Source organism: Maricaulis sp. ABE4_448 (assembly GCF_056160825.1).
Map to the genome: position 1 here is coordinate 358,725 of NZ_JBSWXX010000003.1, position 21,420 is coordinate 380,144.

At 64.5% G+C, this 21,420-nt stretch carries 20 protein-coding genes and 2 tRNA genes; 15 read left to right on the plus strand and 7 right to left on the minus strand.

Annotation, left to right across the window (positions count from 1 at the left end; all coding sequences use genetic code 11):
* The first annotated feature begins 48 nt into the window (after nt 1-48).
* The 3 genes from pheA (at nt 49) to ACXAJV_RS10760 (ending at nt 2,168) form a co-directional block, all read left to right on the plus strand.
* The gene (gene pheA, locus ACXAJV_RS10750) at nt 49-1,203 is read left to right on the plus strand and encodes a prephenate dehydratase (protein WP_475085198.1); all 1,155 of its coding nucleotides are present in this window, start codon (nt 49-51) and stop codon (nt 1,201-1,203) included.
* A 183-nt stretch (nt 1,204-1,386) separates the two neighbouring features.
* A complete protein-coding gene (locus tag ACXAJV_RS10755) occupies nt 1,387-2,037 on the plus strand; it encodes a TetR/AcrR family transcriptional regulator (protein ID WP_475085200.1) in 651 nt (216 codons plus the stop codon).
* A 55-nt stretch (nt 2,038-2,092) separates the two neighbouring features.
* Nucleotides 2,093-2,168, plus strand: a tRNA-Val gene (locus ACXAJV_RS10760).
* Between the two features lie 37 nt (nt 2,169-2,205).
* Here ACXAJV_RS10760 and bioD read toward each other — a convergent pair.
* Together bioD and bioF are read right to left on the minus strand one after the other, a co-directional pair.
* The gene (gene bioD / locus ACXAJV_RS10765) at nt 2,206-2,853 is read right to left on the minus strand and encodes a dethiobiotin synthase (RefSeq protein WP_475085203.1); all 648 of its coding nucleotides are present in this window, start codon (nt 2,851-2,853) and stop codon (nt 2,206-2,208) included.
* The gene (gene bioF, locus ACXAJV_RS10770; protein ID WP_475085206.1) at nt 2,853-4,031 is read right to left on the minus strand and encodes an 8-amino-7-oxononanoate synthase; all 1,179 of its coding nucleotides are present in this window, start codon (nt 4,029-4,031) and stop codon (nt 2,853-2,855) included. The genes bioD and bioF overlap by 1 nt, the downstream gene beginning before the upstream one ends.
* A gap of 46 nt (nt 4,032-4,077) precedes the next feature.
* Between bioF and ACXAJV_RS10775 the strand changes: the two genes are divergently transcribed.
* The 4 genes from ACXAJV_RS10775 to ACXAJV_RS10790 all read left to right on the plus strand — a co-directional run bounded on the left by ACXAJV_RS10775 (nt 4,078) and on the right by ACXAJV_RS10790 (nt 8,299).
* Nucleotides 4,078-5,382 carry an adenosylmethionine--8-amino-7-oxononanoate transaminase gene (locus ACXAJV_RS10775; protein WP_475085208.1) on the plus strand — a complete coding sequence of 435 codons (1,305 nt, stop codon included), beginning with the start codon at nt 4,078-4,080 and terminating at the stop codon, nt 5,380-5,382.
* Nucleotides 5,383-5,480: 98 nt separating this feature from the next.
* Nucleotides 5,481-5,557: transfer RNA gene (locus ACXAJV_RS10780), tRNA-Asp, on the plus strand.
* Nucleotides 5,558-5,894: 337 nt separating this feature from the next.
* Nucleotides 5,895-7,499: a DEAD/DEAH box helicase gene (locus ACXAJV_RS10785; RefSeq protein ID WP_475085210.1), complete on the plus strand. Its 1,605-nt coding sequence runs from the start codon at nt 5,895-5,897 to the stop codon at nt 7,497-7,499.
* A 38-nt stretch (nt 7,500-7,537) separates the two neighbouring features.
* Nucleotides 7,538-8,299: an SDR family oxidoreductase gene (locus ACXAJV_RS10790; RefSeq protein WP_475085213.1), complete on the plus strand. Its 762-nt coding sequence runs from the start codon at nt 7,538-7,540 to the stop codon at nt 8,297-8,299.
* An 18-nt stretch (nt 8,300-8,317) separates the two neighbouring features.
* Here ACXAJV_RS10790 and ACXAJV_RS10795 read toward each other — a convergent pair whose 3' ends face one another.
* The 5 genes from ACXAJV_RS10795 to ACXAJV_RS10815 form a co-directional block, all read right to left on the minus strand.
* A complete protein-coding gene (locus ACXAJV_RS10795; protein WP_475085215.1) occupies nt 8,318-9,862 on the minus strand; it encodes an AbgT family transporter in 1,545 nt (514 codons plus the stop codon).
* Between the two features lie 95 nt (nt 9,863-9,957).
* Nucleotides 9,958-10,650, minus strand: coding sequence for a DUF599 domain-containing protein (locus ACXAJV_RS10800; RefSeq protein WP_475085217.1), 693 nt, complete (start codon nt 10,648-10,650; stop codon nt 9,958-9,960).
* Nucleotides 10,651-10,962: 312 nt separating this feature from the next.
* Nucleotides 10,963-12,465, minus strand: coding sequence for a PepSY-associated TM helix domain-containing protein (locus ACXAJV_RS10805; RefSeq protein WP_475085218.1), 1,503 nt, complete (start codon nt 12,463-12,465; stop codon nt 10,963-10,965).
* 1 nt (nt 12,466) lies between these two features.
* Complete coding sequence (locus tag ACXAJV_RS10810) at nt 12,467-13,030, minus strand: hypothetical protein (protein ID WP_475085220.1); 564 nt, start codon at nt 13,028-13,030, stop codon at nt 12,467-12,469.
* Nucleotides 13,027-15,309, minus strand: coding sequence for a TonB-dependent receptor (locus tag ACXAJV_RS10815; protein ID WP_475085222.1), 2,283 nt, complete (start codon nt 15,307-15,309; stop codon nt 13,027-13,029). Before ACXAJV_RS10815 ends, ACXAJV_RS10810 begins: the two co-directional genes overlap by 4 nt.
* A gap of 165 nt (nt 15,310-15,474) precedes the next feature.
* On the opposite strand from ACXAJV_RS10815, the gene ACXAJV_RS10820 reads away from it, so the two are divergent.
* The 8 genes from ACXAJV_RS10820 (at nt 15,475) to nuoF (ending at nt 21,417) form a co-directional block, all read left to right on the plus strand.
* Nucleotides 15,475-15,948: a hypothetical protein gene (locus tag ACXAJV_RS10820; RefSeq protein WP_475085225.1), complete on the plus strand. Its 474-nt coding sequence runs from the start codon at nt 15,475-15,477 to the stop codon at nt 15,946-15,948.
* 233 nt (nt 15,949-16,181) lie between these two features.
* Complete coding sequence (locus ACXAJV_RS10825) at nt 16,182-16,550, plus strand: NADH-quinone oxidoreductase subunit A (RefSeq protein ID WP_475085227.1); 369 nt, start codon at nt 16,182-16,184, stop codon at nt 16,548-16,550.
* A gap of 6 nt (nt 16,551-16,556) precedes the next feature.
* Nucleotides 16,557-17,123: a NuoB/complex I 20 kDa subunit family protein gene (locus ACXAJV_RS10830; protein ID WP_475085228.1), complete on the plus strand. Its 567-nt coding sequence runs from the start codon at nt 16,557-16,559 to the stop codon at nt 17,121-17,123.
* A 26-nt stretch (nt 17,124-17,149) separates the two neighbouring features.
* Nucleotides 17,150-17,752 carry an NADH-quinone oxidoreductase subunit C gene (locus ACXAJV_RS10835; RefSeq protein WP_475085230.1) on the plus strand — a complete coding sequence of 201 codons (603 nt, stop codon included), beginning with the start codon at nt 17,150-17,152 and terminating at the stop codon, nt 17,750-17,752.
* 4 nt (nt 17,753-17,756) lie between these two features.
* On the plus strand, nt 17,757-18,962 hold the full coding sequence (locus ACXAJV_RS10840; protein WP_475085232.1) for an NADH-quinone oxidoreductase subunit D: 1,206 nt from the start codon (nt 17,757-17,759) through the stop codon (nt 18,960-18,962).
* Nucleotides 18,962-19,429, plus strand: coding sequence for a hypothetical protein (locus ACXAJV_RS10845; RefSeq protein WP_475085234.1), 468 nt, complete (start codon nt 18,962-18,964; stop codon nt 19,427-19,429). Before ACXAJV_RS10840 ends, ACXAJV_RS10845 begins: the two co-directional genes overlap by 1 nt.
* Complete coding sequence (gene nuoE / locus ACXAJV_RS10850; RefSeq protein WP_475085236.1) at nt 19,426-20,100, plus strand: NADH-quinone oxidoreductase subunit NuoE; 675 nt, start codon at nt 19,426-19,428, stop codon at nt 20,098-20,100. The genes ACXAJV_RS10845 and nuoE overlap by 4 nt, the downstream gene beginning before the upstream one ends.
* Before the next feature lie 3 nt (nt 20,101-20,103).
* Nucleotides 20,104-21,417, plus strand: a complete 1,314-nt coding sequence (gene nuoF, locus ACXAJV_RS10855; RefSeq protein ID WP_475085238.1) for an NADH-quinone oxidoreductase subunit NuoF — start codon at nt 20,104-20,106, stop codon at nt 21,415-21,417.
* Nucleotides 21,418-21,420: the final 3 nt, after the last annotated feature.

Consider the following 21,420-nt stretch of genomic DNA (forward strand, 5'->3'; position numbering starts at 1 on the left):
CCCCTCGGGGAGGCCCTTTTCTTTTGCCTGAAAGGGAAGGGTGAGACCGTGACGACGACAAAGAGCCGGGACGAGATCCGGGCGGAGATTTCACAGATAGACGGGCAGTTGATCGACGCCATTGCCCGGCGCCAGCAACTGGTCGACGACATCCAGGCCGCCAAGGCCGCGAGCGGGCAGCCGGTGCGCGACCGCGACCGCGAGCAGGCTGTCCTGCGCGACGCACTGGCACGTGGCAAGGCGCAGGGCGTTTCGCCCGAACTGGTCGAGAGCCTGTTTCATTCCCTGTTTGAAGTGTCGATCCGCCGTCAGCGTGAACGCTTCGACTCCATGCGCAATGAGGATCTCAACGAGGCGACCGTCGCCTATCTCGGCGGGCCGGGCAGTTACAGCCATATCGCGGCCCAGAAAGTCTTCGAGCGGCGCAACGCCACCGTCGTGCCGTCACCCAAGCGCGACTTCGTGTCGATTTTCCGTTCCGTCGAAAATGCCGAGGTCGATTACGGCGTCGTGCCGATTGAGAACACCACGACGGGCTCGATCAACGAGGTCTATGACATCCTGATCAATTCACGCACCCAGATCATCGGCGAATTCCTGCTGCGCGTCGATCACTGCCTGGTCGGCAAGGCCAGTGGTCAGGGGCGGATCAGCCGGGTCTTCGGCCACCCGCAGGCGCTGGCCCAATGCCGCCGCTATATCGCGTCCCACCCGGAGCTGGAGACGCATATGGCGGCCTCGACCACGCGGGCGCTGGAGCGGCTGCTGGAGGATGACGACACGGCCGCTGCCGTGGCCGGCGAGGACGCGGCACGCCTGTTCGGCATGGACATCCTGGCGCGCGGTATCGGCGATCACGAGCAGAACATCACCCGTTTCATCGTCATTGCCCGCAAGGCGGCGCTGCCGACCCGCGAGGTGGAGTGCAAGACGTCGATGATGTTCACCACCCGCGACACGCCGGGCTGCCTGGTCGACGCGCTCACCGGCTTCCGCGACCAGGGCGTGAACATCGTCAAGCTGGAAAGCCGTCCGATTGCCGGCAATCCCTGGGAGGAGATGTTCATCATGGATGTGGATGGTCATGTCGAGGACGAACGGGTCCGCCAGGCGATGAGCGTTATCGAGGAGCATACCCGCGAGATCAAACTGCTCGGCTGCTATGCCGCTGATGCGATCGACCGTGTTACCGTTGCCGAATAGCGACACGGGCCATGAATGCCGCTGCTGCGTATCCAGCAGCAGCGGCAAAACCGGTTGAATTTTGCTACCAGGCTGAATTCAATGGTCTGTAGACGAATGACCTCCATCATGCGCCGGTTGATGTCGGCCCGTGCCAAGCGTACGCACGGCGTGGCCGGCTGACGGTTCGAGCGGGAAATGCGTATGGATACACAACAGGTGAAACCGGCGCGGCCGCGTGCCCGGGGACGACCCGGCCTGACGCCGGAAGTGCGCGAGCAGGCCTTGCTGGCGGCAGGCGATCTGCTCGCAGAGCAGGGTCTCAAGGGCATGCAGGCACGCACGATTGCGGCGCGGGCAGGCCTTTCCGTCGGCTCGATCTACAAGCTTTTCGGCGATATCGATGACCTGATCCGGGAACTCAACCTGCGCACCTATCGCGATATCGAAATACACCACAGCTCGGCACTCGAGGCGTCCGGATTGCCGCCGGAGGCGGTGTTCGAGCGTGCGCTCGTCCTGGCGCGCGCCTATATCGAGTTTGTCGTCACCCAGAATGCGCGCTGGATGGCGCTACTGTCTTTCAATCGCCGCCGGTCCGGCGCGGCGCCGAAAGCCTATACCGAGACCGAGGATGCCCTGTTCGGGATCGTGGAAGGCGTGCTGGAGGCGGGCAGGGGGTTCGAGGACCCGGACTTCCGCCGGCGAGCGGCGCGGACCCTGTGGGCGTCGGTGCATGGCATTGTCACCATGACATTGCCCAATGCCGCGCTCGAGAATCCGGCGGGCGAAGCGCTGGAGCAGGCTTCGATGATGATCGGCGCGTTGATCCGCGATGCTGCGGCGCAGAAGTAGCGCGCGCTTGCCTCGAAGGGCCGTGGCAGATTAAAAGCGCGGCTCACCTTGGATCGGGCGGTTAGCTCAGCTGGGAGAGCGACTGGTTTACACCCAGTAGGTCGGGGGTTCGAACCCCTCACCGCCCACCATCCTTCAATCTTCAGGCTTTTGCGACCGGCGCCAAAGTTACTCAGTCGGGTCGAGTACGTCGAGCAGTTCCGAGGCGTCTCCTGCGAACACACGCACGTCCGCTCGCGGTGCAAAGCGCTGGATGGTCCGGGCAACGTCGCGGGCCGGGACGGGTTCAGCGTTGAAATCATTGACGATCACGGTGCAGCGGGCGTCCAGGACACGCAGCGCTGTCAGCGTGTGCGAGATCGCGCCGAGATAGGCGCCTGCCACAAGGACCGGCCGGGCATCGAGATCGCGGATCAGGTCGAGATTGAGCCCGTCTGTGGCCAGCGGTGACATCACGCCGCCGGCGCCTTCCACAACTGTCGGCATGCCGGGGTCAATCTGGTCGAGGCACCAGTGCAGCACCGCGTCGATTGCGAGTTCGCGGTTTTCCTGCCGGGCGGCCATGTCGGGGGAGAGCGGGGCCCTGAAGCGCCAGGGTGATACGGATTGCACACCTTCGCCCGTCAATTCAGTCCCGTTTGCGCGCATCAGGCGTATCGTATCTGTGGCATTGAGTTGCGCCGGATCGAAACCGGAGATCACCGGTTTGAGCACGCGCGCCTTCCCTCCGGCCCGGCGATGGGCTTCGAGCATGGCGCAGAGGATGTGGGTCTTGCCGACGTCGGTGCCGGTCCCCGTCACGAAAATGGGGCGCATTACTCGGCGGCCTCCGTCTGTTGCAGGATGGATTTCAGCGCGGCGGCGAGCCGGTCGATGTCGGCGGTCTCGTGTGCGGCGGAGAAGGTAAAGCGCAGGCGCGCCGTTCCCGGCGGCACGGTTGGCGGCCGGATGGCGGTCACCAGGAAGCCTTCGGCTTCCAGGGCGGCGGAGGCGGCGAGCGCGGCGGTCTCGCTGCCCAGGATGACGGGCACGACCGGTGAGACGGGTCTTGAAAGGCCCAGCTTGCTCGCAAAGCGCTGTGCCCGTTCGAGCGGGCGGTCGAACAGCGCACGATCGGCGGTGATCAGCTCGAGGGCGGCAAGCGCGGCCGCGGCGTTGGCCGGGGGCAGGGCTGTGGTGAAGACCAGCGGCCGGGCGCGCGAGCGCAGCAGTTCGCACACCCGTTCGGACGCGCATAGATAGCCGCCATAGCTTCCCAGCGCCTTGGACAGCGTGCCCATCTGCAAAGGTGCAGCGGCGGGAGGCGCGAAGGCATGGGCCGAGCCGCGTCCGCCACCGACCACGCCGATGCCGTGCGCATCGTCGACCAGGGTCCAGGCGTCGAATTCCTCGCCCAGGGCCAAGATTTCCGGCAGGGGGGCGAAATCGCCGTCCATGGAGAACACGCCATCGGTGAGGATCATGGCGTGGCGGGCCTCGCCGCGATGTTCCGCCAGCAGGCTGCGCAGCTGGTCCATGTCATTATGGCGGAAGACTTCGACACGGGCCCGGGACAGGCGCGCGCCGGCGTGCAGGCAGGCATGGGCAAGGCTGTCGATCAGGACGATATCGTCCGGTCCTACAAGCGCCGGCGTAATCGCCAGATTGGCCAGATAGCCCGAACCGAAGACGATGCAGTCCTCTGTGCCCTTGAAGGCGGCCAGGCGGCGTTCCAGCTGGAAGAGGAGCGGGTGGCCGCCCGTCACCAGGCGCGAGGCCCCGGATCCAGCCCCCCATTCGGCCGTCGCCGCGCGGGCGGCCTCGATCACCTTGGGGTGATGGGCCAGGCCGAGATAATCGTTCGAGCAGACATTGATCAGCGAGCGCCCGTCGCGCTCGACGTGGACCGCGTCGCGGTGGCGCGTCTCCACCGTCCGCCGGCGGAGGGATTTGCGGTCCAGCGCGGAGAGCTTGTCGGCGGCAAAGCGCTCGAGTGAGGCGGCTGCGGAAGTCATATCAAGCCTGTCGTTCGGGTGAGAGGCCTGCTAAAGCCCGCCCGTCATGTCCAACACATTGAAAACTGCGTTGCCCGGCGGGTTCAAGCCCGAAGGGCGACATCTCTGGCGGCCCTATACCCAGATGAAGACCGCACAGCCGGCTCTGCCGGTCGTGTCGGCCGAGGGCGTGCGGCTGAAACTCGCCGATGGCCGCAGCCTGATCGACGGTGTCTCCTCCTGGTGGACCACCGTTCACGGCTACAGCCACCCGCATATTGTCGGCGCGATTTGCGATCAGGTCGAGCGCCTGTCCCATGTCATGCTGGGCGGGCTGATGCATGCGCCCGCCGAGCGGCTGGCGGCGCGCCTCGCGGCGCTGGCGCCGGGCGATCTCGACCACGTCTTCTTCTGTGAGTCGGGTTCGGTCTCGGTCGAGATCGCGATGAAGATGGCGGTGCAGTCCTGGATCAATCGCGGCATTCACGGCCGCACACGCTTCGTGTGCTTCCGCGGCGGCTATCATGGCGACACCATCGCCACCATGTCGGTGTGCGATCCGGAGGAGGGGATGCACAGCCTGTTTGCGGGCTCCCTGCCGCAGCAGATTGTCGCCGACCTGCCGCAGGCCCCTGAAAGCACGGCGCGATTCGAGGCGCTGCTCGACGCGCATGCGCACGAGATTGCCGGCGTGGTGACCGAGCCGCTGGTACAGGGTGCGGGCGGGATGCGATTCTTTTCGCCAGAGACGCTGCGTACGATGCGCGCGGCCTGCGATGCGCGCGGCCTGCCGCTGATCGTGGACGAGATCATGACCGGTTTTGGCCGGCTGGGCACGATGTTCGCCTGTGAGAAGGCGGGAATCGTCCCGGATGTGATGACGGTTTCCAAGGCGCTCACAGGCGGCACACTGCCCCTGGCAGCCGCAATCGCCTCGCGCGGCATGTTCGAGCATTACTGGCGCGACGAGGCGTCGGCCGCGCTGATGCATGGGCCCACCTATATGGGCAATCCGGCCGCCTGTGCGGCGGCGAATGCTTCGCTCGACCTGTTCGAGCGCGAACCACGGCTGCAGCAGGTGGCCGCAATAGAAGCCGCCTATGCGGCGCTCTTGCCGCAGGCGCGCGAAATTCCCGGCGTCGTGGATGTGCGCTGGCAGGGCGCGATCGGCGTCATCGAAATGCCCGGACTGCCGGAGCTCGACGCGCTGAAATCGGCCTTTATCGAGGCCGGCATCTGGGTGCGGCCGTTTGGAAATATCGTCTATCTCATGCCGCCTTACGTGATTTCACAGGGCGACCTGGAGCAGTTGATCCGCACGACCATTGCCGTGACACGCACCTGGGCAGAGCGTCATTTCGCGGCCAGCTGAACAAGGTGCTGCATTATGTGCAGATCGCTTGCATTGGCCGCTTGACCGGACCGCGGTCTGCTCATAAACAACGCACCTCGCTTCGGCGAGCCGCTCAAGCGGGTGTAGCTCAGTTGGTTAGAGCGCCGGCCTGTCACGCCGGAGGTCGCGGGTTCGAGTCCCGTCACTCGCGCCATTTCCCTCGTTTCGAAGGATGTGGTGCACGGACCGAAAAACGGCCGCTCCTGCCTGGAGCGGCCGTTTTCGTTTGCCAAACCGCCCGAAGCATGAAAAAGAGCGCCTACGTTCTGCGGTGAGTAGTCGGTCCCTTGAGGCTGCATTGCAGACGTTGGCGAGACGTTCCGCCCTCTCAAGGCCCGGTTCCGGGCCGGGCGCGTATTGATCATTGCCACCCTGGCGCCAGGCCGGCGCCGACAAGACGGCGGCTGATCTACGCAGGCTTCCACACTGAAAACCCGTTCGTTCGTGCGCGCGGCCTTTTGGCGGCGCTCCGGACCCATGAAAGATATATTTTGACCCAGTTCAATGAACTCGGCCTCGCCGAGCCCATTCTCCGCGCGCTTGAAGATGCCGGCTATAACGAGCCGACCCCGATCCAGCGCGAAGCGATTCCCGCCCTTGTCGAAGGGCGCGACGTGCTCGGTATTGCCCAGACGGGCACCGGTAAAACGGCGGCCTTCGTGCTGCCCATTCTCCATTCCATCAGTGCGGACAACAAGCGGCCGGCCCCGAAGACCTGCCGGGCGCTGATCCTGTCGCCGACGCGCGAACTGTCGGCACAGATTCTCGAAAACCTGCGCGGCTATGCCCAGCACATGCGCATCTCCTCGGCGTTGGTCGTCGGCGGGCTGAAGATCGGTCCGCAGGTGAAGATGCTGGCGCGCGGCGTCGATGTTGTCGTGGCCACGCCGGGCCGCCTGCTCGACCTCGTGCGCTCCGGCGCGCTGAGCCTGTCGCAGGTGCGCACCGTGGTGCTGGATGAGGCCGATCAGATGCTGGATCTGGGCTTCATCCCGGCGATCCGCGATATCGTGTCTCGCCTGCCCCAAGACCGCCAGACGGCGCTGCTTTCGGCGACGATGCCCAAGCAGATCAAGGCGCTGGCGCACGATCTCCTGACCGACCCGAAGCAGATCTCGGTCGCTCCGGCCTCGCGCCCGATCGAGCGGATCGAGCAGTCGGTTGTACTGACACCACGCGATTCCAAGCGGGATCTGCTGCTGGAATTGCTGTCAGACCGGTCCGTCGAGCGCTCGATCGTCTTCACCCGCACCAAGCGCGGTGCCGACCGGGTCAACAAGAGCCTCGTTCAGTACGGTCTCAAATCGGCCGCCATCCACGGCGACAAGACCCAGGGCCAGCGCGTGAAGGCGCTGGCCGGTTTCAAGTCCGGCCATGTGAAGATCCTCGTCGCCACCGACATTGCCGCACGCGGTATCGATGTCGATGATGTCTCCCACGTCGTGAACTACGAGCTGCCGAATATTCCGGAAAGCTATGTCCACCGGATCGGCCGTACGGCCCGTGCCGGCAAGACCGGTGTTGCGGTCTCGCTGTGCGATCCGTCCGAGTATGAATATCTGTGCGATATCGAAAAACTCACCGGTGTCGAGATCGAACGGGCGATTGTCGGCGAGGAAGCCGATTTCTTCGCCGAGGCCCGCAATACCAAGCCGGTGAAGAAGAAGCGCTCGCGCGGCCGCAATAATCAGGGTCAGGGGCAAGGTCAGGGTCAGCGGGCCCAGGGCCAGAATGCCCAGGATCACAAGCCCCGTGGTCAAAAACCCCGCGGTCCCAAATCGCAGGGTCCCAAGTCCCAGGGTCCCAAGTCCCAGGGTCCCAAGTCCCAGGGCCAACGGGCCGAAGGGCAACGTGGCGAGCGCCACCAGGGCGAAGGCCAGAGGGCCGATGGCAAGCCGTTCCGTGGCGATCGCACCCCGCGCGGTGAGCGTCCTGATCAGGCCGCCCGCAGTGAGCGCAAGCCGGGCCGGCCGCAGGAACGTTCCGGCGAGCGTCAGCAGGCGCGGGGCGAGGCCGGCGGCAAGCCGCGGCGTCCGCGCAAGCGCCGCACCGGTAATGCGTCGCAAGGATCGGGTGGAGCCCACGTCCCGGCGTGATCAGGGTGCGCCTCGTTTCCAACTGACGAGGACGCATCATGTCACTTCTGACGAACAAGACCGCCATCATCACAGGTGCCAGCGCAGGGATCGGCCGTTCGGCCGCCCTGCGCTTTGCCCATGAGGGTGCCCGCCTGGTGATCAATGCCCGCGGGCCGGAGGCGCTGGACCGCGTGGCCGGCGAAATCCGCGAGGCCGGCGGCGAGGTTCTGGCAATTGCCGGCGATGCCGCGGATCCGGCGCTCGCCGAACGCCTGGTCGAGACGGCCATGCAGCATTTCGGCGGGCTGGATATTGCCTTCAACAATGCCGGCGGGCTGGGTGATCTCGCACCGATCGAAGAACAGACCGCACAGAACTGGCATGCGACACTCGACGCCAATCTGACGAGCGCTTTCCATGCGGCGCGTTTCCAGCTGCCGGCACTCTATGCCCGCGGCGGCGGTTCGCTGATCTTCACCGGCTCCTTTGTCGGCCATACGGCCGGAATGCCGGGCATGAGCGTCTATTCTGCGGGCAAGGCCGGTCTGATCGGATTGGTACAGGCGCTGGCCGCCGAGGCGGGGCCGCGCGGTGTCCGCGTCAATGCGCTGCTGCCGGGCGGTACGGATACCGCGATGGCGGCGCAGTTTGCCACGACCGACGAGATCCGGGCCTATGTGCAGGGTATTCACGCGCTCGGCCGGATCGCCGATCCCGACGAGATCGCTGGCGCGGCGTTATACCTGGCCAGCGATCTGTCGAGCTTTGTGACCGGCACCGCCCATCTCGCCGATGGCGGCGTTTCGATCACGAAATGACCGGACGCCGGCGGGGCGTCAATTCTCCCCGCCGGTATCCTGCACCACTGTCGAGATATCGTAGTGGAAGCTGGCGCCGTCCGGCCCCAGCGGCAGATCGAGCGCAAACCAGATGCCGAGAAGGGCAATCGAGCTGAGCAGGATGGCCACGGAGTAGGGCAGCATGGTTGCGATCAGGCTGCCCAGACCGAATTCCGGCACGTAGCGCTGGGCGAAGATGAGGATGAGCGGCAGGTAGGGCATCAGCGGTGTGATGATGTTCGTGGCCTGGTCGCCCATACGATAGGCCAGCGTCGAACCTTCCGGCGAAATGCCCAGCAGCATCAGCATCGGCACGAAGATCGGAGCCAGCAGCGCCCATTTGGCCGAGGCCGAGCCCATGAACAGGTTAAGTACGGCCACCAGCAGTACCATGCCGACAATCAGCATCGGTGCCGGCAGGTTGAGTGCCTGAAGCCCTTCAGCACCGGAGATGGCGATGACTGTGTCGATTTCTGACGCGCCGAACAGGGCGATGAAGTGTGCCATGGCGAAAGCGAGGATGATGTAGCCGCCCATATCGGCCATGGACTTCGTGCCGAGCTGAACGAGGTCACGGTCTGATTTCACGGTGCCGACGGCGGCACCATAAAGCCCGCCGGCGACGAGGAAGACAATCATCAGGATCCCGACGATGGAGCGGAAGAAGGGACCCAGTCCGCCTTCAGCGCCGCGCAGGATGCCGTTGGATGGCACCGTCATCACGAGGATGATGGCGATCATGACGAGGATGGAGATACCCGCCCAGACCAGCCCCTTGCGCTCGTTTTGCGACAAGGCTCCGCTGTCTTCGGGTTCGGCGAAGTCGGCAGGTCGTTCCCAGCTGCCCAGGCGCGGCTCGACGATGTAGTTGTTCACCAGCGTGCCGACCACGACCAGGACCGGGGTCAGGGCGATGGTAAAGTAGTAATTGTCCAGATTGTTCAGCGTCCAGCCGGTTTCGATGGAGCGTGCGGCCGTCTCGGTAATGCCGAAGAGAAGCGGCTCAAGCGACGTGACTACCAGATTGGCAGAGAAACCGGCAGAGACGCCGGCAAAGACCGCCGCCAGACCGGCAACCGGATGCCGGCCGACGGCCGCGAACACGACCGCGCCCAGCGGCACCATGACGATATAGCCGGAATCCACTGCGAGATTGCCCATCACGCCCGCGAAAACGAGCGTCGGGGTCAGGAGCATGTTGGACACGCCGGACACCATCCCGCGCATGCCTGCTGCCAACAGGCCGGTCTTTTCCGCGACACCGGCGCCGATCATGACCACGAGGACCATGCCGAGCGGAGCGAAGCCGGTAAGCACGGCCGGCATGTTCACCAGGAGATTCTGCAACTGCGCGCCGGTGAGCAGGTTCACGACCTCGATCGTTTCACCGGTGACGGGGTGTTCGACGGAGACGCCCAGCATCGACAGGCCCAGCGACGCAATCATCACCACGCCGATCAGGATGAAGAAGATCGTCACCGGATCGGGCAGGCGGTTGCCGGCTCGCTCGACGGCGTTGAGTATCGAATTCCCCAGGCTCATGGCCTCTCCCCCGAATTTGTTATCGGGGCAAAATGGACGCGTTCGGGGGCGGAGTGCAATGTTTTCCGGGCTCGCCGGGGCAGTCGAAATGCGATCTAGCCCTGAGCGGGCATGTCTCCGGCCCTCAGCGCTGCGAGGGCGGGGCTGGCGAATTGCCGGTAGACCAGGATTGCCGCGACAGCCAGCGTTACCAGGATCTGTGCGGCCGGGCCGCCGATCCAGGCCAGATAGCCGATCGACATGAAGAGTGCGCGCAGACCGCGATTGAACTGGCGTCCGGCGACGACATTCATCGCGCCGGCCCGGCGGGCAGCCGCCAGGATTTCCTCTGAAGCCGCCTCGTCACGGCCGGTATCCGGCGTCGCGCCGAGTAACATCGCGGAATAGTTCACCAGCCTGTAGGCCCAGCCGAACTTGAAGAAGGCATAGGCGTAGATCACCAGCAGGCCCAGCGACATCACCTCCCATTGCAGCCGCGACGAGGTGTCCAGAAAGGGCACGTCCTGTACCGCGCTCATCACCGGATCCAGCGCCGTTATGAGTGTGAAGGCGGCACCGATACCCAGAAGGGCTGTCGAGGCGAAGAAGGCGATGCCGTTCTGCAGCCCGGCGATGATCTGGCTGTCCATGATCCGCACCTGGCGGTTGGCCATGCCATCCATCCAGCGGCGCCGGTGCACGTCCATCGCGCGCGACAGCGTGTGTTTCGAGAACGGGCTGTGATCGACCAGCCAGGAAAACCCGCCCGCAATCAGCAGGAAGCCGATAACTCCGTAATAGTCCGACATGGTCTGCCCGTTCGTCCGCAGCGAACGATCACTCTAGGCATATTCGCGCCGCGGGAAAGCCGCAGCGGCCGATGGTGCAGGGGCCGTCGATGGGGTGGCGCCCGTCAGGCGTTCGCAACTAGGAACAGCAAGAGCGCAATTGCGGCGGCGGTGGTGGAGATCGCTAGGACCCAACGCACGCCATGTCCCTTTTCACCTTGGCGGGCCTCTTTGGAGTTCAGAACAGGCATTCCGTACCTCTTTCGTGGCTATCGACCTTCGATATAGGGCGCGTGGATGCTTTTTCAGCCCCCGGCTGTCCGGTTCTGTTTTTCAGGCCAGGCTGGACTGGCGGGCCGGGGCGGCGCGCCAGGCGAGACTGAGGGCAATCAGCGCGGCGGTTGCGAGGAGGCCGGCATTGATCACCCAGGCCACAGGGTCGGCGTAGTCCGCGCCGTGCCGAAGCACATGCACCAGCGGCAGGGCGGTCAGCAGGATCGCGCTCGCAGCACGCAGGCCCGCGGACAGGGTAACAGGGCCGAAAGGTACGGTGAGGCCCAGGCACAGTCCGGTCGCAATAGCCCAGACAAGCAGCGGATCGGGGCCGGGCCACACGATCGCAATCAGGGCCGAGAGCGCATAGGCAAAAGGCTGACTCCAGACCGTTGCGGCCCAAAGGCGTTCCGTGACGGGCGCCGGATGGCCCTTCGAACGGCGGCGGGCGGTCCAGATGGCGACGCCCGTACTGGTCACCCAGGTCAGCGCGGCGCCCAGAAGGATATAGGCGAGCTTGGAGACCCAGCCGGCAAACCAGCCGAAATGATAGGGGCCGATCGTCTGCAGGATGCGCGTACCCAGCGAGCTTTCGGACACTTGCTCGCTGTGGAACAGGGCGCCATTGCCGTCATAGATATAGCTGTCGCCGAAGGCGAGCTTGTCGGCATAACCCATTGTGACGTGGACGGATTGACCGGTTTCTCCCGGATGGTCCAGGCGCAGCATGCGCAGCTCGGCACCGGGCGCACGGGCCGCGGCATCGGCCAGGATGGCCTCGAGATCGGGGACCGGCGCGGGCGTGGTGTCGTCCTCCAGCGCGGGCGGGAAGAAAAGCGCATAGGTCTGTTCCACATCGCCCTTGAAGAAGGCGAGCGCCAGCGTGCCGGCGATCAGCGTCGTCAGGCCCAGCAGCGCGCCGGTCAGAGCAATGACGATGTGGAAGGGCAGGGCCCAGATGCCGGCCCGGTTGTGCAGGTCGGCCTCCTGCAGGCGTTTCGTGCCGCCCAGCCGGATGTGGAAGGCGTCGCGGAAGATGCGCGGATGCGACAGGAGGCCGGAGATCAGCAGGGAAAGCAGCGCCACCCCGGTCATGCCCACCACGAAGGAGCCGACGGCGTGGGGCAGGTGCAGATCGATGTGCAGGCCGAGCATGAAGGCCGACCAGGGCGTCTGTGCCGGGCCGGACCAGGTGCCGTCCGTGTCGGCGAAACCTTCCAGGATCTCACCATCATGCAGCTCGGCGTAAACGCGCGTACGCGGCGAGTTGATGTCGGGCAGGGAAATGAAGATGTGTTCGACCGCGTCGTGTTCGCTCAGGAGCGTCCGGGCGGTTGCGACTGCGGTTTCAGGGCCGGCGACCTCGACAGGCGCAACCACCGGCGCTTCCCAGCGCTCGAAATCATGCACCAGCACGGCGACCGTTCCGGAGAAGCAGACCAGATAGATCAATGCCGCAAAGGCCAGACCCAGCGAGGAGTGGCCGGCGAGTACCGCCTGCACGAAGGGCGCGGGAACGCGCGGCCAGATGGTCTTTGCCTTGGCCCGTTTTCGTTCAGCCATGTCAGAAGCCTTCGATTGCGATCAGCGCAGCGCCTGCCAGGGTCAGCGCGATCATGGAGAGGGCGGGACGCAGGATGCGGTCGTCGGTGAGGGCCCAGGCCATGGCACCGGCCCACAGGACGGGGACGAGAACGCCGCCGAGCACAATCCGCGTCTGCGGGTCGGACGGAAACCAGACGGTCCAGGTGATACCCAGGGTGAGCGACACGACACAGCCCAGCGGCGCCGCGACCAGGGTGCGCATGACGCCGCGCCAGATCTTCGCGCCGCGCAAGGAGGGCTCAAGCGCGCGCGACCGGGCGACACGGCCGTTCGCCTCGCGCCGTTTCACGCCGGTTGCGACGAGCGCGAGCGCGCCGACCGGCATCAGCGCCATGGCGAAGGCGGGGCCCCGGGCCGAGCCGAGGGCGATGGCGGCGATCACGACGAGTGCAGACACGGCTGCCCAGCCGGTCAGGATCAGGACGGGCCTGGCGGCGGAGGGATGCCGCCAGGCCTGCCGGAGCGTGAAGGCTGTTGCGATACCTGTGACCAGGAGCGCCGCGATGACGAGGCCGTCGATCACCAGCTCGTCTCGAGCGTGACGCCGACGACGCGCGGCTGGCCGAGGATGGCGTAGGGAATATTGGTCCGCCGGTACTGGAAATAGTCTTCGTCGAACACGTTGTTGACGAAGAGCGAGACAGCCCAGCTGTCCTGCTCATAGCCGACCGAGCCGTTGACGAGTGTCCGCGCGGCGACTTCGGAGCCGGCCTGGCTGACGCCGGTCAGCGTGTATTGCTCGTCGCGATAGCTGCCGTTGAGATTGGCGAACACACCGTTGTCCCAGCGCCAGTTGGCGCCGGCGGCCAGTGTCCAGGCCGGGGCGTAGGCGAATTCGGATCCGGACAAATCGTCGGTGGAGCTGCCATTGACGATGACGAAATCGTCAAACTCGGTCTTCGTGTGCCCAAGGGAGGCATACCAGTCGAAGCTGCGCGAGACGCGGTGGGCCACTTCCAGCTCGAACCCGTAGAGATGCGAGCTGCCGGCGTTTTCGGTCTGGGTGTCGAAGTCGTTGAGGCCGAGATTGACCCACACCTGCTGGTCGGTCCAGTCGATGTAATAGGCGTTGGCGTTGACCGAGAGATCGCCGTCGAGCCACAGCGAGCGTAGCGAGAGCTCGTAGTTCCACGTGTATTCGGGATCGTAGGGCACGACGGTCGAGCGGGCGATATTGATGGTCGAGCCACCGGACCGGTAGCCGCGCTGCACGATGGCGCTGGTCGAAAGGTCGTCGGTCCAGTTGTAGGTCAGGCCGAGCTTGGGCAGGAAGGCCTCGAAATCGCGCGAGTCCGCCGGCGCCGAGGCGCTTGCCTGGGCGACGAAGAGATCGACGACCTGGTTCAGACCGCCGATGATCGGGGCGTAGGGGCCATAGGCAAGCGGATCCGGATAGGTGCCGGCAAACACGGCGGTCTGGTCGGAGGTGATGGTGTAGGTCTCGCGGTCATAGCGGAAGCCGCCGAGCAGGGTCAGTTTCGGCGTCAGCTCGAACCGTCCGTCGGCGAACAGGGCCGAGGTCTCGATCGAGGACGGGGCTTGCGATCCGTAGGAGACCGCAATTTGCGGCAATGCCGACACATAGAGGCCGGCGGCAAAGGCTGCGGTGGCGGCATCAAGCCCGAAGGGCGGGCCCTGCAGCACGCCGACCAAAGTGGTTTCCGGCGTGTCGACGAGCGTCAGGCTGGAGCTCGCATTGTCGACGTCGCGATCAGACAGGTAGAGGCCGACAAGACCGGTCAGCCGGTCGCCGGAATAATCGAGACGAAACTCCTGGGTCAGGGTCTCGGTCTCGTTGTCCGTGTCGCCATAGGCAGCAGGTTGTGCGCTGAGATCATTGTCATATTGCAGATAGGTGTCGACCAGGCTCCAGGCGGTCAGGCTGGTCAGCACGATCCGGTCGGTCAGCTCGTAATCGACATTGAGCGTGACCATGTCGGTCGTTGAATCGTTGGAATTGGGGGCGTCGGACGTATTGATCCGGTTGTCGAAGAAGTCCGGCGTATCCGTTCGGATATAGGTGTAGGGATAGCCCGACTCCTGTTCGTAATGCGTATAGCTGCCCAGGATCGACAGGCCGGATATGGCATCCGGTTCGATCAGCAGGCTGGCGCGGGCATGCAGGTTGGACACGCCATCGACCGTGCCGCCGCGGGTCGGGTTGTCGACAATGCCGTCAAACTCGCGGTTCTCGATGGCGATGCGGAACGCGACCTGGTCCTCGACGATCGGGCCGCCGCCGGCGAAGGAGAGGGTGACATCGTCCTGATCCGTCGCGGACAGGCGGGCGCGGGCATCCCATTCCCAGGTCGGCGCGCGCGACTGGACGACGATTGCGCCGGCCAGCGAGTTGCGGCCCTGCAGGGTGGATTGCGGACCGCGCAGGATTTCCACCTGCTCGACATCCCACATGTTGAAGGGGCCGGCCGATGTGCCGGTCACGCCGTCCGGCACGGCCACGCCATCGACATAGATGCTGGCCAGGCCGCCGGTGCCGCCGCCGGAGACATTATTGCTGGAGATGCCGCGGATGGTGAATTCGGTCGGCCCATAGGTCTCGCCGACATTGGCGGTGCGGTTCACGATATCGAACAGGGTGCGGATATTCTCGTTCTCGATCCGCTCGGCTGTGGTCACCGCGACGCTGGTGGGGGTGTCCTGCAGCGAGCGTTCGATCTTCTCGCCCAGGATGGTGATGACGTCCTCATCGCCGTCCGTTGCCTCCTGGCCCGTTACAGGCTGCGTCAGAGCGAAAACCAGGATGCCGGCCGTTCCGGCCAGCAGGAATTGACGATTGAACACGGTGAGCCCCCTCGATGTTGATCGGATGCGGGTCTTGTCATTGTTACTAATGCGAGTCAATCGCATTCTCATCTAGGCGCTGATATAAGAGGTGGGGCAAGAGGGGGGACAGGCGGGCAGGCGATCCCGCTGGCGGCTTGCCGCCGGACAGGCAGATTGCGTCATATGAACGCACGATCCGTCCGGCCCCTTCCGATTCTCCGCCTGATCGATCCGGTCTGGCCGCCACTGCTGTTGGCGGCGTGCTGCCTCGTGCTCGCCTTCGCCGTGTCGCCCTATTGGTGGCTGGACGGGCTGGCTGTGCTGGGATGTGGCGTACTGGCGCTCGATACGGCGGCGCGCTATCGCCAATACCGCACGCTGCGCATCGCATTGCGCCAGGCGAATGGTGTGACCGGGCGGGCGAAGCGGCTTTTCCGGCGGGCCCGGGTTACCTGGTGCACACGCCGGGCTGCCCTGGCGGCGGCGCATGCCGAAGGCTTCGGCCGCGAGGCCCGGGCGCTCGTCTGCCGGTGGGGTTATCGCCCCTGGCATATTTTTCCGGATGGGACGTTTACCCGCCGCTCGCCTTTCCTCCGGTTCGCCTTCTGGCGTTCGGTTATCGGGCTCGAGCGGCATGGGCAGGGCCATCCCGGCTGATTTTAATATTGCAAATCATTCGCATTTATTGTTCGTTGTGTACTGCTATATTCGCCAGAACTGACAGAGGGCGGCCTTTAGGTCTTGCCCGCAGCGCCGCTGCGCTCTAGCTTCCGCGCCAAATCGGGCAGGGGGTCCCGTTGCCGGTGCTTGATTCGTCCCGAGGCGGATCACACCTTGAAAACAACGGCCTCCCGCACCGCAAAACCGACGCTAGAAGGCGAGGCTTGGCGATGGACGCGCTGCTTCTCGATTACCTGCCCATCCTGATCTTTTTCGGTCTGGCTACCGCGATCGGCCTCGGCTTCATGCTGGCCGCTTTCGTGATCGCTCCGTCGAAGCCGGATCCGGAAAAAGTCTCGACCTATGAATGCGGCTTCAACGCCTTCGACGACGCCCGCATGAAATTCGACGTGCGATTCTATCTCGTCGCGATCCTGTTCATCATCTTCGACCTGGAAGTCGCCTTCCTCTTCCCCTGGGCGGTGACGCTCCGGGATCATCTGGGCCCGTTCGAATTCTGGTCGATGATGGTGTTCCTGGGAGTTCTCGCCATCGGCTTCATTTACGAGCTGAAAAAAGGCGCGCTGGATTGGGAGTAGTCCACAATGGCATCTGATCTGACCCCTCATGCCGGCACGGCCGGACGCGCGACCGTTCCCGGCTATGATCCGAAGAAGCACGACCCGTTCTTTGACGGCGTCAGCGATGCGCTGGCCGACAAGGGTTTCGTGGTCGCCGCTGCCGACGATCTTGTCACCTGGGCGCGCACCGGCTCGCTGATGTGGATGACGTTCGGCCTGGCCTGCTGCGCCGTGGAAATGATGCAGGCCTCGATGCCGCGTTACGACGTCGAGCGCTTCGGCTTTGCGCCGCGGGCCTCCCCGCGCCAGTCGGACGTGATGATCGTCGCCGGCACGCTCACCAACAAGATGGCGCCCGCCCTGCGCAAGGTCTACGACCAGATGCCCGAGCCGCGCTACGTCATCTCGATGGGCTCGTGCGCCAATGGTGGCGGGTATTATCACTATTCTTATTCGGTCGTGCGCGGTTGTGACCGCATCGTACCGGTCGACGTCTATGTGCCGGGCTGTCCGCCCACCGCAGAGGCGCTGGTCTACGGCATTCTTCAACTGCAAAAGAAGATCCGCCGTGAAGGCTCGATCGAACGGTGATGGCAGGCGCGAGGAGTGACAAGGCGATGAGCGAAGCTCTGAAAGTTCTCGGCGAACATATCCAGGCGGGCCGGCCCACCGCCGTCACCGGCTGGACTGTGACCCAGGGCGAGCTGACCGTGACGATCCATCGCGACCAGGTCGAGGATGTGATCACCTGGCTGCGCGACGATCCGGCCTGCAAGTTCACGACGCTGGTCGATATCTGCGGTGTCGACTATCCGCAGCGCGCCGAGCGGTTCGAAGTGGTCTATCACCTGCTCTCCATGCACCAGAATCACCGGGTCCGCGTGAAGCTGTCGACGGACGAGGAGCACCCGGTTGCCTCGATCCACCATGTCTATCCCGTTGCCGACTGGTTCGAGCGCGAGGCGTTCGACATGTACGGCATCGTCTTCTCCGGCCACCCGGATCTGCGCCGCCTGCTGACCGATTACGGTTTCGAGGGCTATCCGCTGCGCAAGGACTTCCCGCTCACCGGCTATGTCGAAGTGCGCTGGGACGAGGAGCAGAAACGCGTGGTCTACGAACCGGTCGAACTGGTCCAGGAATATCGCGACTTCGATTTCATGAGCCCGTGGGAAGGCGCCAAATACGTCATCCCGGGCGACGAGAAGGCGGAGGGCTAGAGCCATGGCTGCCGACGACATGACGCAATCCGGCGAACGCAAGTTCACCCTCAATTTCGGTCCCCAGCACCCGGCCGCCCACGGCGTGCTGCGTCTTGTGCTGGAGCTGGACGGCGAGGTGGTTGAACGCGTCGACCCGCATATCGGTCTTCTGCACCGCGGCACCGAGAAGCTGCTGGAGCACAAGACCTATCTCCAGGGCATCGGCTATTTCGACCGTCTCGACTATGTCGCGCCGATGAATCAGGAGCACGCCTTCTGCATGGCGGCCGAGCGCCTGGCCGGTATCACCGTGCCCAAGCGCGGCCAGTATGTGCGCGTGCTCTACTGCGAGATCGGCCGTATCCTGAACCATCTGCTCAACGTGACGACCCAGGCCATGGATGTCGGCGCCCTGACGCCGCCGCTCTGGGGCTTCGAGGAGCGCGAAAAGCTGATGGTGTTCTATGAGCGCGCTTCGGGCAGCCGCATGCACGCTCACTATTTCCGTCCCGGCGGTGTCCACCAGGACCTGCCGCCGAAACTGATCGAGGACATCCGCGCCTGGTGCGACCAGTTCCCGGAAAAGCTGGACGATATCGACAGCCTCCTGACCGAGAACCGCATCTTCAAGCAGCGCAATGTCGATATCGGCGTGGTGACCAAGGAAGATGTGCTCGCCTGGGGCTTTTCCGGCGTGATGGTGCGCGGTTCGGGCCTGGCCTGGGATCTGCGCCGCGCGCAGCCCTACGAGGTCTATGAAGAGCTGGAATTCAACATTCCGGTCGGCAAGCACGGCGATTGCTATGATCGCTATCTGTGCCGCATGGAAGAGATGCGCGAGAGCGTGAAAATCATGACCCAGTGCTGCGACTGGCTCATGAAGGAGGAGAATGCGGGCGAGGTGCTGGCCACCGACTCGAAGTTCTCGCCGCCGCGCCGCGCCGAGATGAAGCGCTCGATGGAAGCGCTCATCCAGCACTTCAAACTCTATACCGAAGGCGTCCACGTCGAGGCCGGCGAGGTCTATGCCGCCGTCGAGGCCCCGAAGGGCGAGTTCGGCGTCTACCTGGTCGCCGACGGTTCGAACAAGCCGTATCGCGTGAAGATCCGCGCGCCGGGCTTTGCCCACCTGGCGGCGATGGACTTCATGAATCGCGGTCACATGCTGGCCGACGTGTCGGCCATTCTGGGCTCCCTTGATGTCGTGTTCGGGGAGATCGACCGGTAATGATGCGTGGCCTTGCCATAATCGCGCTTTGCGGCGTGGCGGCCTGCTCGGGCGGCGAGGTCGGTATCGATGCGCTGACGCAGGCGCAGTACGATGTCGCCGTGCTCAATGCTGCGCCGGACAGTGTTCCGGTCTTCACCGAGGTGGCGCTGATGGGGTGCCGCATGGCTGGCGGCGAGCCGTTGTGCGGGTCCTGCGTGACGACTGTGGCTACAGCCGCGGACGGGTATTCGGTTCACGCGACCCTTGAGGAACACCGGCTGAACCGCACGAACGAGGCCGGCGAGGCCCTGGTTGGTGTGACCAGCGAACTCGACTACGCGGATTTTCCGCACAATGGCACACGGGGTGGCATCGAGGCTTCGATCTCCGACGCCCACGCCTGGTGTGAAGCCTTTCATCCGGAACAGGTCGTGGTCCTGCGGGATGTTCGCGACACCGAGATTTCGACAGGGGATGAGGAATGAGCGTTCGGCGCTTGGCAAAGGAACAGCCTGACAGCTTCGCCTTCAACAAGAAGAGCGAGGGCGAGATCAAGTTCTGGCTGGCGAAATATCCCGAGGAAAAGAAAGCCTCGGCCGTCATCCCCATGCTGTGGATCGCGCAGAAGCAGGACGGCTGGGTCTGCGAGCCCGCCATCCGCGAGATCGCCGACCGGCTGGGCATGCCCTATATCCGCGTCTACGAGGTCGCGACCTTCTACACCATGTTCAACCTGGCGCCGGTCGGTGAGCATCTGGTCCAGGTCTGCGGCACCACGCCGTGCATGCTGCGCGGGTCGGACGAACTGATCTCGGTGTGCAAGAAGCGCATCGGCAAGCAGCACGAGATTTCCGAAGACGGCAAGTTCACCTGGGTCGAGGTGGAGTGCATGGGCGCCTGCGCCAATGCCCCGATGATCCAGCTCGCGAACACCGATGGCGACCATTACATCGAGGATCTCGACGCGCAGAGCTTCGAGAAACTGCTCGACGACCTCGCCGCCGGCAAAAAGGTCAAGTACGGCCCGCAATCCGGGCGCAATGCCTCCGAGCCGCACGGCACCAAGATGTTGACCGATGAGAGCCTCTATGACGGCTCGCGCGCCAAGCCGGTCACGCTTCCCAATACCGGCAAGTCCGAAAAGGCGGAGGGCTAAGTCATGACCCAGCTTCTCCAGGACAAGGACCGTATCTTCACCAATCTGTTCGGCCACCACGACCCCGGTCTGGACGGCGCCAAACAGCGCGGTGCATGGAACGGGACCAAGGAAATTCTCGAACAGGGCCGCGACTGGATCATCGACCAGATGAAGGCGTCCGGCCTGCGCGGCCGCGGCGGCGCCGGTTTCCCGACCGGTCTGAAATGGTCCTTCATGCCCAAGGAAGTGGGCGCGCGTCCGCACTATCTCGTCGTCAATGCCGACGAATCCGAGCCGGGTACGTGCAAGGACCGCGAGATCATGCGCCACGATCCGCACCTGCTCATCGAAGGCTGCCTGATCGCCTCATTCTCGATGCAGGCGCACGCCTGCTACATCTATCTGCGCGGTGAGTATGTCACCGAGCGCCTGGCGATGGAAAAGGCCGTCAAGGAGGCCTATGAGGCCAAGCTGATCGGCGAGAAGAACGTCCATGGCTGGCCGTTCCACGTCTATATCCATCACGGCGCCGGCGCCTATATCTGCGGCGAGGAAACGGCCCTGCTGGAAAGCCTGGAAGGCAAGAAGGGCCAGCCGCGCCTGAAGCCGCCTTTCCCGGCCAATGCCGGCCTCTATGGCTGCCCGACCACGGTGAACAATGTCGAATCCATCGCCGTGGCGGGCACGATCCTGCGCCGCGGCGCGGAGTGGTTCGCCGGTTTCGGCCGCGAGCGCAATGTCGGCACCAAGATCTTCTCGATCTCCGGCCATGTGAACAATCCGTGCAATGTCGAAGAAGCCATGTCGATCCCGATGAAGACGCTCATCGAAACGCATGCCGGCGGCGTGCGCGGCGGCTGGGACAATCTGAAGGCCGTCATTCCGGGCGGCTCCTCGGTGTCGCTGCTGCCCAAGGATATCTGCGACGACGTGCTGATGGATTTCGACGCGCTGCAGGCGCACAAGTCCGGTCTCGGCACCGCCGCCGTCATCGTCATGGACAAGTCCACCGATGTAGTGAAGGCGATCGCACGCATTTCCTACTTCTACCGCCATGAAAGCTGCGGCCAGTGCACGCCCTGCCGCGAAGGCACGGGCTGGATGTGGCGCGTGCTGGAGCGCATGGCGCGCGGCGAGAGCTCGATCGAGGAGATCGACATGCTGCTCGACGTCGCCGGTCAGGTGGAAGGTCACACGATCTGTGCGCTCGGTGACGCGGCCGCCTGGCCCGTCCAGGGCCTGATCCGTCACTTCCGGGGCGAGATCGAGGAACGCATCAACAATTATCGCGCCGGCAAACCCGTGTTTGTCAGCCAGGCCGTTGCGGCAGAGTAGGGA

Coding starts and splice junctions, on each gene's coding strand:
- ACXAJV_RS10790 (WP_475085213.1), top strand. CDS start 7,538: ATGTCACTTCTGACGAACAAGACCGCCATCATCACAGGTGCCAGCGCA.
- ACXAJV_RS10845 (WP_475085234.1), top strand. CDS start 18,962: ATGATGCGTGGCCTTGCCATAATCGCGCTTTGCGGCGTGGCGGCCTGC.
- ACXAJV_RS10825 (WP_475085227.1), top strand. CDS start 16,182: ATGGACGCGCTGCTTCTCGATTACCTGCCCATCCTGATCTTTTTCGGT.
- ACXAJV_RS10840 (WP_475085232.1), top strand. CDS start 17,757: ATGGCTGCCGACGACATGACGCAATCCGGCGAACGCAAGTTCACCCTC.
- ACXAJV_RS10820 (WP_475085225.1), top strand. CDS start 15,475: ATGAACGCACGATCCGTCCGGCCCCTTCCGATTCTCCGCCTGATCGAT.
- ACXAJV_RS10775 (WP_475085208.1), top strand. CDS start 4,078: ATGTCCAACACATTGAAAACTGCGTTGCCCGGCGGGTTCAAGCCCGAA.
- nuoF (WP_475085238.1), top strand. CDS start 20,104: ATGACCCAGCTTCTCCAGGACAAGGACCGTATCTTCACCAATCTGTTC.
- bioD (WP_475085203.1), bottom strand. CDS start 2,853: ATGCGCCCCATTTTCGTGACGGGGACCGGCACCGACGTCGGCAAGACC.
- ACXAJV_RS10805 (WP_475085218.1), bottom strand. CDS start 12,465: ATGGCTGAACGAAAACGGGCCAAGGCAAAGACCATCTGGCCGCGCGTT.
- ACXAJV_RS10800 (WP_475085217.1), bottom strand. CDS start 10,650: ATGTCGGACTATTACGGAGTTATCGGCTTCCTGCTGATTGCGGGCGGG.
- bioF (WP_475085206.1), bottom strand. CDS start 4,031: ATGACTTCCGCAGCCGCCTCACTCGAGCGCTTTGCCGCCGACAAGCTC.
- ACXAJV_RS10830 (WP_475085228.1), top strand. CDS start 16,557: ATGGCATCTGATCTGACCCCTCATGCCGGCACGGCCGGACGCGCGACC.
- ACXAJV_RS10835 (WP_475085230.1), top strand. CDS start 17,150: ATGAGCGAAGCTCTGAAAGTTCTCGGCGAACATATCCAGGCGGGCCGG.
- ACXAJV_RS10795 (WP_475085215.1), bottom strand. CDS start 9,862: ATGAGCCTGGGGAATTCGATACTCAACGCCGTCGAGCGAGCCGGCAAC.
- ACXAJV_RS10755 (WP_475085200.1), top strand. CDS start 1,387: ATGGATACACAACAGGTGAAACCGGCGCGGCCGCGTGCCCGGGGACGA.
- nuoE (WP_475085236.1), top strand. CDS start 19,426: ATGAGCGTTCGGCGCTTGGCAAAGGAACAGCCTGACAGCTTCGCCTTC.